This window comes from Arthrobacter sp. CG_A4, from assembly GCF_035985125.1.
Classification (GTDB): domain Bacteria; phylum Actinomycetota; class Actinomycetes; order Actinomycetales; family Micrococcaceae; genus Arthrobacter.
Genome location: NZ_JAXCID010000012.1, coordinates 32,407 through 45,435 on the forward strand (window position 1 = coordinate 32,407; position 13,029 = coordinate 45,435).

Consider the following 13,029-nt stretch of genomic DNA (forward strand, 5'->3'; position numbering starts at 1 on the left):
CACCGGGCCTGCCGTCGACGCCGATCCTGCCGCCGACACGGAGCGTGGCTCCGGTATCAAACCTCGCGCTGGCTTCGAACCTGGCGCTGGCTTCGAACCTGGCAAGGACGTCGAGCCTGGCAAGGACGTCGAGCCTGGCAAGGGCGCGGATGATGGCAAGCGTTAACGCCCCGGCTGCGGCCCGGTACACGCCCGGGACCTGGCTCGGGGTGGTGCGCTCCGGAACCGTGGTGCTGCTGCCCCCGGACACCACTCCCGCGCTGGTCGAATCTCTGTGGGAGCTGCTGGCCACCGGGCCCGAAGCTCACGAGGTGCTGGACGCCGTGACCTCGGCCTCGGGCGTTTCCCTGTCCCGGATGCCGTGGTTTGGGATCGTGGACGCCAGGAACGCGATGCACGTGTTCCTGCGCGGCGATATCGATCTCAGGGTCCAGATGCCCGCCGGGCCGATGGAACTGAGCGGACGCGACGTCACCACCTGGACGGAACGCCGCTTTGTCTCGGCCGCCGGCTATGCCGTGGGCATTCCCGGCGCGGGTGCGGATACCGTCGTTTCAGGTGGATCTACCCTGGACTTGCCGCTGGGCGACGGGGTGGTCCGGCTGCAGGGGCTGCGGATGGACGTCTCCGGTTCGGCGGCGTCTGATGTGGCGCCTGCGCCAGCGTCTGCTGTGGCGCCCGCCTCACCGCCGGAAGCCGACGCCGCGGTCGAGGTGGTCCCGACTCCCGAACTACCCACCGTTGCCGAGGTTGACATCGCTGCCGTACCGGGCGAGCACGGAGCCTCCGCCGATACCATGCTGGAGCTCGACGAGGAGGACGAGGAATTCGACCCTGACCTCCGCGGGACCATGCAGGAATCGGAACCGGAGGCCGAACCCGAACCGGAAGCCGATCCGGAAGCCGATCCGGAACCGGAACCGGCTGACAGCTACGACCACCTCTGGGAACAGACGGTGATGCGCACCATCGAGGAAGCCGCCGTGCGCGAGGACCCCGACGCCGGCGCGGAATCCGCCGTCGGAAGTTCCACCCCGGCGCCATCTGCTCCGGAACCCGCGACCGCCCAGCCGGCCCCGGCCCCGGGCGAGGGATCCGCGGAATCCGACGCCGCTCCGGGACCGACGGCCGCGCCGCGCCCGGTGGTACCCGCCGGGCTGATCGACTCCGTGCCGTGGCACACCGGAGGCAACGGCTCGTCGTCGTCGGCGTCCCGGACAGCAGTGCGCCCAAAAGCAGTGCCCCCAAAAGCAGTGCCGCCAAAAGTGGTGCCCGGCCAGCTGCAGGCATTAGCCGCGCAGTCGGAGCCGGATGCGGACCACGACGGCCAGACGATCATGAAGGGCGACCTCGCCGCAGGCCCGCTCCGGCCAGCCGGAACCGCGCCAGGGGCTCCGCGCATGCCGGAACCCACCACCGGCCCCATGGTGCTGGCCCGGGTTTGCCCGCAGGGCCACGCCAACCCGTCCACCTACTCGAAGTGCGGCCGCTGCAGCCTGCCGCTGCCCGGCGACGGGGTCCAGGTCCGTCGGCCCCGGCTGGGGCGGATGAGGTTGTCCACCGGCGAACTGATCAACCTCGACCAGTCGCTCATCGTCGGGCGCCAGCCCTCGGTATCCCGTGTCCAGGGTGCAGTGATGCCCAGGCTGGTCCAGGTGGCCAGCCCCGGCGGTGACATCTCCCGCTCGCACGTTGAGGTCCGGCTGGAAGGCTGGCACGTTATGCTGTGCGACCTCAAGGCCACCAACGGAACCGTCCTGGTGCGCGAAGGCCAGCCCCCGCGGCGGCTGGCCCAGGGCGAAATGGCGATCCTGCTCGACGGCGACATCGCAGACGTAGGCGACGGCATTTCGCTGCGCTTTGAGGAGATTCCGTGAGTTCAAAACGGTCTGTAGCCCCGCCGCCGGTCATTCCGGGCTTCACCTACATCAGCCTGCTCGGGTCCGGCGGATTCTCCGACGTCTACCTCTACGAGCAGGACCGGCCCCGCCGCAAGGTGGCCGTCAAGGTGCTGCTGGCGAGCCTCCTGGCCGAGGGCGCGCGCCGCCGCTTCGAATCCGAAGCGAACCTCATGGCGCAGCTGTCCTCGCACCCGTATATCGTGACGATCTTCGAGGCCCAGATCACCGACGCCGGGCACTCCTACCTGGCCATGGAGTACTGCTCCCGGCCCAGCCTGGATGTCCGCTACCGCCGGCAGCGCTTCAGCGTGGACGAGGCACTGACGGTAGGCATCCAGGTGGCGTCCGCCGTCGAGACCGCCCACCGGGCCGGCATCGCGCACCGCGACATCAAGCCTGCCAACATCCTGGTCACCGATTACAACCGGCCCGCGCTCACCGACTTCGGCATCTCCGGCACCCTTGCCGGGGACACGGACGAGGACGCGGGCATGTCCATCCCCTGGTCCCCGCCCGAACAGTTCACCGACCAGCACGTCGACGGCGTCCTGGTGGACGTCTGGGCGCTCGGCGCCACGCTCTACACACTGCTCGCCGGGCGTTCGCCGTTTGTGCTGCCCGGCGCGGACAACTCCCAGCGCGAGCTGATCTCGCGGATCACCAACACGCCGGTGCCCGCACTGGGACGCGCCGATGTGCCGCAGTCCCTGGAACTGGCCCTGGCGACGGCGATGGCCAAGTCAGCGTCCGCCCGGTACTCCTCGGCCCACGCTTTCGCCCTGGCCCTGCAGCGGGTCCAGGCCCAACTTAACCTCGCCGTCACACCCTTCGAGGTCCTGGAAGAGCCGCGGCCGGAAGAACACCACCCCGACGACGGTTTCGAGGAAACCCGCGTCCGCAGCATCGCCTCGATCGACCCGGATGCCACCGGCCAGGCCCCGACCTTCCCGGCCCGGATCCTGAATGACGCTTCGGGCTCAACGGGCTCCACCGTTGACCACAACACCACCAGCAACCACGCAACCGTCCGGCGCCCACCGGCGCTGCCCGGCTTCGACGCTCCCGGACCTCCCGGGACTGCCGCCCGGACGGCCGCGCCCGACGACGACCTCGCCGCGACGGTCAACCGCGCCAGCGCGGCGGCTCACCTAGGCGACAGCGGCGGGAGCACCGGTGCGGAGCACCCGGCCGGGCACGGGCGCCGGAACCTGATGCTGTCAGTCGTCGGCGGCACCGTGCTGGTGACCGCCGTCGTGCTGGGCATCATCGCGGGCGCCACGCGGTCCGAGCCGGCACCCAAGGCCGCTGACCAGGTCAGCAAGCCGCCGGCGGATGCCCTGGACAGCGGCACCGTTCCCGACGCGGTGAACCTCGTGGGCGTGGCCGGGCCCTCGGGAAAGATCCTGTTCAGCTGGACCAACCCGCAACCGAAACCCGGCGACAGTTACAAGTGGCGGGTCCACACGCTCAAAGCCGACGGGACGTACCAGGCCACCGCCGAGCCCAGGGCCGAAATGGCGGCCAATCCGGCGGAGCCCAGCTGCATCCAGGTCATGATTGTCCGCAGTGATGGGGCATCCTCCCCGCTGGGTGAAGACTCCATCGGCTGCGTCAGCAAATGAGCAACAAGTCAGGGAGGCACGGCTGATGGGGGATCTGGCAATAGATTTCTGTGGCGAGTGGCACGAGCCCTCGGACGAGGACGTTTTCAGCATCGGCCGCGAAGGCGACCTCGAGGTGGATGACAACCCGTACCTGCACCGGCAGTTCCTGCAGATCGCGCGGTACGACGGTATCTGGTGGCTCAGCAACGTTGGCAGCATGCTCTGCGCGACCATCGCCGATGCCTCCGGCGGGATGCAGGCCTGGCTCTCGCCCGGCGCCCGGATCCCGCTGGTCTTCAGCCACACCAACGTCATCTTCACCGCCGGCCCCACCACCTACGAGTTCGCCGTGCACCTAAAGACGCCCGCGTTCCGGCAGGAAGCCCGCGACAAGGACAGCGGCGGGGATACCACCATTGGCCCGGTCATCTTCACCGACTCGCAGAAAGCCCTGATTGTGGCCCTCGCCGAACCGATACTGCGCCGCGACGGGACCGGTTTCAGCGCCATCCCCTCGTCCTCGGACGCCGCCAGGACACTGGGCTGGGCGCTGACCCGGTTCAACAGAAAGCTGGACAACGTGTGCGACAAGCTGGACAAAGTAGGCGTCGCCGGCCTGCGGGGCGGCGGCGGAAAACTCGCCACGAACCGCCGCGCACGGCTCGTGGAACATGCCGTCACCTCCCACCTTGTGACGGCCGCTGACCTGCATCTGCTTGACAAGCACAATACTGAAAAGCCCGCCGCTGACAAACTGAACGGAACCGACGACGCGTGAGAATCCGACTGACGCTGCGCCGCGACCCGGCCGCCGCCAAAGACCTTGCCGTCACCGTCGACGGGCTCGCCACAGTGGCGGACATCGCCACCCAGCTCTGGGCGGCGGACCCGGCACGGCGGGGGACCCTGCCGCCGTCCACCCTGTCCCTCAGTATCGAGGAGGCCTTCGCCGCCGGCGGCATGAAGGGCACTGTTCTGGACCGCAGGGACAACCTGCTCGAATCCGGGCTGCGCCCGGGGTCCATCGTGTCCCTGACCCAGGTGAGTGAGCAGTTCGGGACGCCCGGGGCGAACCGGGGTCCCGCGGCGGCGACGCTGCGGGTGCTCTCCGGTCCCGACGTCGGGCGTGAATTCTCGCTGCCGTCAGGCACCAGCTACATCGGCCGGGACCGCGACGTCGACCTCCGGCTGACGGATCCGCTCACCTCCAAGCGGCACGCCCGCATCACGGTGGGCGAGACGGTGGAGATCGTGGACACGAATTCGGCCAATGGCCTGCTGATGGACGGCCTCCCCGTGACCCGCGCCACGCTGAACTCTTCGGACACCGTGACCCTCGGCGACACCACTGTCTCCGTGGTCTCGCTCGGCACCGGGCACAGCTCCGCCCCGAGCTCCCCGCTGATCGACTTCAACCGCTCGCCCCGCGTGGTGCCGCGGTTCGAGCCGCAGAAACGCATGCTGCCGGCCGGGCCGAAGCGCCAGGAACCCCACGCCTTCCCGTACATCATGCTGCTCGCGCCGCTGATGATGGGCGGCATCCTGTTCGCCGTCACCCAGAACGTGCTCTCCGTGGTGTTCATGATGATGATGCCGTTGTTCATCGTGGGGCACTACGTGGACCAGTTGCTGCAGACCAAACGGGAGACCAAAATACAGCTCAAGCAGTTCCGCGAGTCGATGGCCGCGTTCCGGCAGGACATCACCCGGCTGCAGAACGTGGAACGCTCGGTCCGGCTGCAGGAAGCGCCCTCGGTCAGCGACACCGTGGACTCGATCTACCAGCTGGGACCGCTGCTCTGGACGCACCGCCCCGAACACACCGGCTTCCTGGGCCTGCGGTTCGGCCTCGGCACCTCGCCCTCGCGGATCCTGTTCGAGGAGCCGAACAGCAACGACACCGAAGCCCAGTACATGCAGGAAATCCAGGAGTGTATGGCGCAGTTCCGGGATGTCGAGGGCGTGCCCGTTGTTTCGCAGCTGCGCTCGGCCGGTTCCTTCGGGCTGGCCGGGTCCCGCGGCCTGGTGGACGATGTGGCGCGCGGCATGATCCTGCAGCTCGTGGGGCTGCACTCGCCGGCGGAAGTGGTCCTGACCGCCATCACCTCGGCGCAGTCCAAGGAACGCTGGGGGTGGTTGCAATGGCTTCCGCACGTCGGCTCCGGCCACAGCCCGCTGGCCGGCGACCACCTCGCGGCGGGTCCCGCGGGCGGTTCCGCCCTGCTGTCCCGGATCGAGGACCTGATCGAGACGCGCGAGGCGGCCGCCCAGGGACCGCGCCCGGCGCTGCGGCCCGGCGTCGACCCGCTCGCCGCCGAGGTGTCGGCGCCGCTGCTGCCCACCGTACTGGTGATCGTCGAGGACGACGCCCCGGTGGACCGCGGCCGGCTCACCCGGATGCTGGAGCGCGGCCCGGACGCCGGCGTGCACGTCATGTGGGTGGCCAGTTCCGTCCAGCAGCTTCCCGCCGCGTGCCGGGACTTCATGGCGGTCGACGGCGAACATGGCACCACCACCGGGCAGGTCCGGCTCGGCCGGCACACGTTCCCGGTGAGCTGCGAAAGCCTCGACGCCGGGCTCGCCGGCCAGCTCGCCCGGATGCTCTCACCGGTCATCGACGTCGGCAAGCCGCTGGAGGACGACTCGGACCTGCCCCGCGCGGTCTCCTACGCCACACTGATCGGCAAGGACTTCCTGGACAGCCCGGCGGCCGTGGCCGAACGCTGGACCGAGAACAACTCGGTCCGCGCCTCCGCCGTGCCCAACCGCAAGGACAACGGCACGCTGCGGGCCCTGGTCGGCTCCAAGGGCATCGAACCGCTCTACCTGGACCTGAAGAACGAGGGGCCGCACGCCCTCGTCGGCGGCACCACCGGCGCCGGCAAGTCCGAGTTCCTGCAGTCCTGGGTGATGGGGATGGCCGCGGCCTACAGCCCGGACCGGGTCAGCTTCCTGTTCGTGGACTACAAGGGCGGCGCCGCGTTCGCGGACTGCCTGCAGCTGCCGCATACCGTGGGCCTGGTCACCGATCTGTCCCAGCACCTCGTCCGCCGCGCCCTCACCTCGCTCCGGGCCGAGCTGCACTACCGGGAGCGGCTGCTCAACCGGAAGAAGGCCAAGGACCTGCTGGAACTCCAGCGCGAGGCGGACCCCGACGCGCCGCCCTACTTGGTCATCATCGTGGACGAGTTCGCTGCCCTGGCCACCGAGGTGCCCGAGTTCGTCGACGGCGTGGTGGACGTCGCCGCCCGCGGACGATCCCTGGGCCTGCACCTGATCCTGGCCACCCAGCGCCCGGCCGGCGTGATCAAGGAAAGCCTGCGCGCCAACACCAACCTCCGCGTGGCGCTGCGGATGGCCGATGAGGACGACGCGGTCGACATCCTGGGCGTGCCCACCGCGGCCTACTTCGACCCGTCCATCCCCGGCCGGGGCGCGGCGAAAACCGGCCCCGGCCGGATCCAGGGCTTCCAGACCGGCTACGCCGGCGGCTGGACCACGGAGAAGCCGCAGCGGCCGCAGATCGAGATCGTCGAGATGGCGTTCGGCTCCGGTCCCGCCTGGGCGGCGCCGGCTCCCGGGACCCCGGTCAAGGAAGAACCGGCCGGACCCAACGACATCGCCCGGATGACCGCCAACATCGTCAGGGCCGCCGATGTGCTTTCCATCGAGCCGCCGCGCAAACCCTGGCTAGACGAACTGGCCACAAGCTACGACTTCTCCCGGCTGCCGAACCCCCGCACCGATGAGCGGCTCCTGCTCGGTGTGGCGGACGACCCGGCGCACCAGGACCAGCCCACGGTGTTTTATGAACCGGACCGGGACGGCAACATGGCCGTCTACGGCACCGGCGGCTCGGGCAAGTCCGCGGCCCTGCTCGGGATCGCCATCGCCGCCGCAATCACCCCGCGCGGCGGCCCGGTCAACGTTTACGGCATCGACTGCGGTTCCGCGGGGCTGAAGATGCTCGACGAGCTCCCGCATGTCGGCGAGATCATCAGCGGCGACGACGTCGAACGCGTGGGCCGGCTGCTGCGCTGGCTGCGCGAGCTCGCCGACGACCGGTCGGCACGGTATTCGGAAGTCCGTGCGTCCACCATCGTGGAGTACCGCACACTGGCGGACCGGCCGGCGGAGAAGCGGATCTTCGTGCTGGTGGACGGTATGTCAGCCTTCCGCGAAGCCTACGAATACAGCAGGCTCTCGGCGCTGTGGGACATCTTCCTGCAACTCGCCACCGACGGCCGGCCGCTCGGCATCCACCTCGTGGTCAGCGGGGACCGGCCCAACTCGGTGCCGGCCTCGCTGCTGGCCTCGATCCAGCGCCGGCTGGTGCTCCGGCTCTCCTCCGAGGACGACTACCTGTCGATGGACGTGCCCAAGGATGTCCTGGGGGCGGCCTCGCCTCCGGGCCGCGGCCTGCTGGGCAACCTCGAGGTGCAGCTCGCGGTCCTCGGCGGCAACTCCAACCTGGCCGTGCAGGCCCGCGAGGTGCACAAGCTCAGCGAGGCCATGCTGCGCCAGGGCGTGGAACGCGCCCCGCAGATCGAACGCCTACCGGACCAGATCGACCTCGAGATCCTGCCCGCGGGCGGCCCGGACCTGCCGGTGATCGGCGTCGACGACGAGACGCTCCAGCCGGCCGAGATCCTGGCCAAGGGCCCGCTCCTGCTCGCCGGTCCGCCGGGCTCGGGCCGCACCGTGGCGCTGGTGACCCTGGCGTACGCACTGCGGCGGTCCAACCCCGGCGTCGAACTGATCTATGTCGGTTCCCGGCGTTCCGCCGCGGCGACGCTGAAGATCTGGGACCGTTCCGTGGTGGGCGCGGACGACGTCGAGGAAGCGATCGACGAACTGGTGGACTACTCGACCGGGACACCGGGCAAGCTGGCCATCTTCATCGAGGGCCTGACCGAGTTCACTGACACCGGCGCGGAGTCCGGGATCGAGCGGCTCGTCACGGCCTCCATCAAGGCCGAGCAGTGGGTGGTGGGCGAATCCGAGACGTCCACCTGGTCCTCGGCCTGGTCCCTCGGTCAGCCGTTCAAGTCCGGTCGCCGCGGGCTGCTGCTCAACCCCGGCGACATCGACGGCGACAGCCTGCTCAGCACCCCGCTGGGCCGGATCAGCACCGAGTTCATCCCCGGCCGCGGCTACATCGTGGGCCGCGGCAAGGTCCGCAAGCTGCAGATCGCCCTGCCTCCCGGGAACCGGAACTAAGCGGAACGGGTCGCCGATGTCACTCCCGGCACCCCTTATATGTATCGATGATTATCGATACACTGATGGGAACCGCAATCCAAGGAGAACCACATGCCTGCTATCCGAATCTACGAATCCGCCCTCTGCTGTGATACCGGTGTTTGCGGTCCCGACGTGGACCAGTCCCTGGTGGATGTGACCGCGGATGTGCGTTACCTCCAGGGCCTCGGTGCCGACATTGCCCGTTACAACCTCGCCAGCGAACCGACCGCCTTCGCGGATGACGGGACGGTCCGTGGATTTATGCACCTGGTCGGATCCAAGGGCCTCCCACTCACCATCGTCGACGGCGTCACGGTCGCCACCGGGACCTATCCGAGCCGGGGAGAGTTGCTGGGGTTGGCCGGCTTGGCCGGAGCCGGCGTCGAACCGCAGTCCCGCCCGGAACTCGGCGTGAGTGAAAAGTCCGGCGGCTGCTGCGGCGGCTCAACGAGCTGCTGCTAGGTCCGGCGTGAAGTTCCTCCAAAACGCGCCCCGGTTCCTGTTCTTCACCGGCAAGGGCGGGGTGGGCAAGACCTCCGTAGCGTGTGCAACAGCGCTTACCCTGGCTAAGACCGGTAGGAAGGTCCTGCTGGTCAGCACCGACCCCGCATCCAATGTCGGGCAGGTTTTCGGTCTGACTATCGGGAACACCGTCACTGCCATCCATGATGTTCCGGGCCTCTCTGCGCTGGAAATTGACCCGGAGCAGGCAGCCGAGGCCTACCGGGAACGGATTATCGGACCCGTCCGGGGACTCCTGCCCGAGACTGAACTGGCCGGCATCGCCGAGAGCCTCTCGGGGTCCTGCACCACGGAGATCGCCTCCTTCGACGAGTTCACCAACCTGCTCACCGACGGGACCGCCTACGGGGAGTATGACCACGTCGTCTTCGATACCGCCCCGACGGGTCACACGATCCGCCTTCTGCAGCTGCCTGGCTCATGGACCGATTTTTTGGCGGCAGGCAAGGGGGACCCGTCCTGCCTGGGCCCCATGTCAGGACTTGAGAAGCACAAGCGGGTATACGCCAAGGCAGTCCAGGCCCTCACGGACCCGGCCCGTACACGTCTTGTGCTGGTCAGCCGTGCGCAGACATCGTCACTGAGTGAGATTGAGCGGACGTATTTCGAACTCAACCAGATCGGCATCGGGGGCGGTTACGTCGTGGTCAACGGCGTCCTGCCGGAAGCCGCCGGTGGAGAGGAGCTGGCGCAGGCCCTCCGGGCCAGGGAAGCTGCTGCCATCGCTGCCATCCCCGCCGCGGTCGCTGGCCTTCCCCGCGATGTTCTGGAGCTGAAGCCGGGCAATATGGTCGGCATTCCGGCGCTTGAGTCCCTGTTCGCGGCCACGTCCGGCGCCGGTATCACTGCTGACGCGGCGCTGGTCACCGAAGTGGAGGACGCTCCGCTGGCTGTCCTGGTGGACGAAGTGGAGCTCGACGGTCACGGCCTGGTGATGTGCATGGGCAAGGGCGGGGTGGGGAAGACCACCATTGCTGCCGCCATCGCGGTTGCCCTGGCCAAACGCGGGCATGCGGTCCACCTCACCACGACTGATCCGGCAGCGCACCTCACCGAGACACTCCACGGTTCCATCCCGGGCCTGACGGTTTCGCGCATCGATCCGGAAGCGGCCATCCAGGAATACCGACGCCATGTGATGGAGACCAGGGGCCGGAGTCTGGACGATGACGGACGCGCGGCCCTCGCCGAGGACCTGATGTCCCCGTGCACGGAGGAGGTGGCTGTGTTCCGGCAGTTCTCCAGGGTGGTCCAGGAATCGCGCCGCCACTTCGTGGTGATGGACACGGCACCGACCGGACACACGCTGCTGCTCCTGGATGCCACGGGTTCCTACCACCGCGAGATCTCCCGCCAGGTGGGCGACACCATGGGGTTCGTGACGCCGCTGATGCGGCTTCAGGATCCGGCGCAGACCAAGGTTGTTCTCGTCACGCTTGCCGAAACGACACCCGTGCTTGAGGCCGAAGAGTTGAAGAGTGACTTGGAAAGGGCCGGGATTCACCCGTGGGCCTGGGTCATCAACAACTCGATCGCCGCCGCACACCCGCAGACGCCGTTCCTGCGTGCCCGCGCCGCGAGCGAAATCGAACAGATCGCCAAGGTGCACACCCTGACGGGCCGGGTTGCCCTCATCCCGTTGCTGCCCGAAGAGCCCGTCGGTGAAGGGAAGTTGTCGGCCCTGACCGCCCTCAGCTGCCTGCCTGCCTAACGCGGAACCACAGCCCCGCCGCCCTGTGACCTACAGGGACGCCAGAAGCCCGGCTGTCTGCTCAATGGCGCCGGGGACGAGGGAGTAATACGCCCAGGTGCCGCGCTTTTCGCGGTGCAGCAGGCCGGCGTCGACCAGGATTTTGAGGTGGTGCGACACGGTGGGCTGCCCCAGATCCAGCGGTTCGGTGAGGTCGCAGACGCACGCCTCCCCGGCGTCGGCGCCCTTGACAATGGAAAGCAGGCGCAATCTGTTGGGGTCGGCAAGCGCCTTGAAGACGGCGGCTTTGCGCAGCGCATCCTCTGCGCTGAGGGCAAGCTGACCTGACGGTGCACAGCAGGCGGCGTCGAGGGCCGTCCCAACAGTTTGCAGAGAATTCATGTTTCTATTATGCATGCAGATTGACATTCATCGATATAGTTGGGAATACTTCATATCGACACTTATCAATCTTTCGTCCGGCAGCACAGCCGGGCAGCACAGGAGCCCCGTGAGCACCCAAACCACCCCGTCACCCGTCCTTGACGGTGAGGCTGCCGTCGTCGGCAGACTCTCCATCCTGGACCGTTTCCTGCCGGTGTGGATTATCGCCGCGATGGTCCTGGGCCTGCTTCTGGGCAGCTTCATCCCGGGGCTGAACACCGCCCTTGAGGCGGTCAAGGTCGGCGAGGTCTCCCTGCCGATCGCCGTCGGGCTGCTGGTGATGATGTACCCGGTGCTCGCCAAGGTCCGCTACGACCAGGCCCGCCGCGTCATCGGTGACCGGAAACTGATGATCACGTCACTGGTGCTGAACTGGGTGCTGGCGCCGGCGTTGATGTTCGCCCTGGCCTGGATCTTCATCCCTGACCTGCCCGAGTACCGCACCGGCCTGATCATCGTGGGCCTCGCGCGCTGCATCGCCATGGTGATGATCTGGAACGACCTCGCCTGCGGGGACCGCGAGGCTGCGGCGGTCCTGGTGGCCATCAACTCCGTCTTCCAGGTTATTGCCTTCGGGGCCCTCGGCTGGTTCTACCTGCAGCTGCTTCCCGCCTGGCTGGGCCTGCCCACCACCAGCGCCGATTTCTCCTTCTGGTCCATCACCGCCTCCGTGCTGGTGTTTCTGGGCATTCCGCTGCTGGCCGGCTTCCTCACCCGCACCATCGGCGAAAAAGCGAAGGGACGCGACTGGTACGAGGGCGCTTTCCTGCCGAAGCTGGGCCCGTGGGCCCTGTACGGTTTGCTCTTCACCATCACCCTGCTCTTTGCCCTGCAGGGCGGGACCATCACCTCCCGCCCCCTGGGCGTGGTCCGGATCGCCCTCCCGCTGCTGGTCTACTTCCTGGTGGTGTTCGCTGCCGGCATGCTGATCGGGAAGTGGCTGGACCTCGGCTACGCCAAAACCACCACGCTCGCGTTCACCGCGGCGGGAAACAACTTCGAACTAGCCATCGCCGTGGCGATCGGCACCTTCGGCGTCACCTCCGGGCAGGCCCTCGCCGGCGTCGTCGGGCCCTTGATCGAAGTCCCCGTTCTTGTTGCACTGGTATATGTCGCCCTGTGGGCCCGCACACGCTACTTCGCTTCTCCTGCCGCCGTCCGCTAATCGCCCGTCCCGTCACGATCTTCAGGAGAAACTTTTGAACACCGAAACCGCCCGGAAGCCCTCCGTCCTCTTCGTCTGCGTCCACAACGCGGGACGGTCGCAGATGGCTGCCGCCTTCCTCACCACCCTGTCCCAGGGCCGGATCGAGGTCCGCTCCGCCGGGTCCCAGCCCGCCGACACGGTCAACCCGGCCGCCGTGGAGGCCATGGCCGAACTCGGCATCGACATGTCCGCCGAGATCCCCAAGGTCCTTACCACCGAGGCCGTCAAGGAATCCGACGTCGTCATCACCATGGGCTGCGGGGACACCTGCCCGATCTTCCCGGGCAAGCGCTACGAGGACTGGGAACTCGAGGACCCGGCCGGCCAGGGCGTCGAGTCCGTCCGCCCCATCCGCGACGACATCAGGTCCCGCATCGAGGACCTGATCGCCTCCCTCACCCCCGCCGCCAAATAGGA

Annotated in this window: 9 protein-coding genes; 8 read left to right on the forward strand and 1 reads right to left on the reverse strand. The window is 68.2% G+C overall.

Features of this window, described 5'->3' with window-relative positions; genetic code table 11:
• Window positions 1-152: 152 nt before the first annotated feature.
• The 6 genes from RCH07_RS07200 (at window position 153) to arsA (ending at window position 10,982) form a co-directional block, all read left to right on the forward strand.
• Window positions 153-1,877: an FHA domain-containing protein gene (locus RCH07_RS07200; protein ID WP_326966778.1), complete on the forward strand. Its 1,725-nt coding sequence runs from the start codon at window positions 153-155 to the stop codon at window positions 1,875-1,877.
• Window positions 1,874-3,523, forward strand: coding sequence for a serine/threonine-protein kinase (locus tag RCH07_RS07205; protein WP_326966779.1), 1,650 nt, complete (start codon window positions 1,874-1,876; stop codon window positions 3,521-3,523). Before RCH07_RS07200 ends, RCH07_RS07205 begins: the two co-directional genes overlap by 4 nt.
• Window positions 3,524-3,548: 25 nt before the next feature.
• Window positions 3,549-4,283, forward strand: coding sequence for a hypothetical protein (locus tag RCH07_RS07210; protein ID WP_326966780.1), 735 nt, complete (start codon window positions 3,549-3,551; stop codon window positions 4,281-4,283).
• A complete protein-coding gene (locus tag RCH07_RS07215; RefSeq protein ID WP_326966781.1) occupies window positions 4,280-8,725 on the forward strand; it encodes an FtsK/SpoIIIE domain-containing protein in 4,446 nt (1,481 codons plus the stop codon). Before RCH07_RS07210 ends, RCH07_RS07215 begins: the two co-directional genes overlap by 4 nt.
• Window positions 8,726-8,818: 93 nt before the next feature.
• On the forward strand, window positions 8,819-9,211 hold the full coding sequence (gene arsD / locus RCH07_RS07220) for an arsenite efflux transporter metallochaperone ArsD (RefSeq protein WP_326966782.1): 393 nt from the start codon (window positions 8,819-8,821) through the stop codon (window positions 9,209-9,211).
• A 7-nt stretch (window positions 9,212-9,218) separates the two neighbouring features.
• Window positions 9,219-10,982, forward strand: coding sequence for an arsenical pump-driving ATPase (arsA, locus tag RCH07_RS07225; RefSeq protein ID WP_326966783.1), 1,764 nt, complete (start codon window positions 9,219-9,221; stop codon window positions 10,980-10,982).
• 30 nt (window positions 10,983-11,012) lie between these two features.
• Here the strand turns inward: arsA and RCH07_RS07230 are convergent, their stop codons facing one another.
• The gene (locus RCH07_RS07230; RefSeq protein ID WP_326966784.1) at window positions 11,013-11,363 is read right to left on the reverse strand and encodes an ArsR/SmtB family transcription factor; all 351 of its coding nucleotides are present in this window, start codon (window positions 11,361-11,363) and stop codon (window positions 11,013-11,015) included.
• 109 nt (window positions 11,364-11,472) lie between these two features.
• On the opposite strand from RCH07_RS07230, the gene arsB reads away from it, so the two are divergent.
• Window positions 11,473-12,570, forward strand: a complete 1,098-nt coding sequence (gene arsB, locus RCH07_RS07235) for an ACR3 family arsenite efflux transporter (RefSeq protein ID WP_326966785.1) — start codon at window positions 11,473-11,475, stop codon at window positions 12,568-12,570.
• A 34-nt stretch (window positions 12,571-12,604) separates the two neighbouring features.
• Window positions 12,605-13,027 carry an arsenate reductase ArsC gene (locus RCH07_RS07240; RefSeq protein WP_326966786.1) on the forward strand — a complete coding sequence of 141 codons (423 nt, stop codon included), beginning with the start codon at window positions 12,605-12,607 and terminating at the stop codon, window positions 13,025-13,027.
• The last annotated feature ends 2 nt before the right edge of the window (window positions 13,028-13,029 follow it).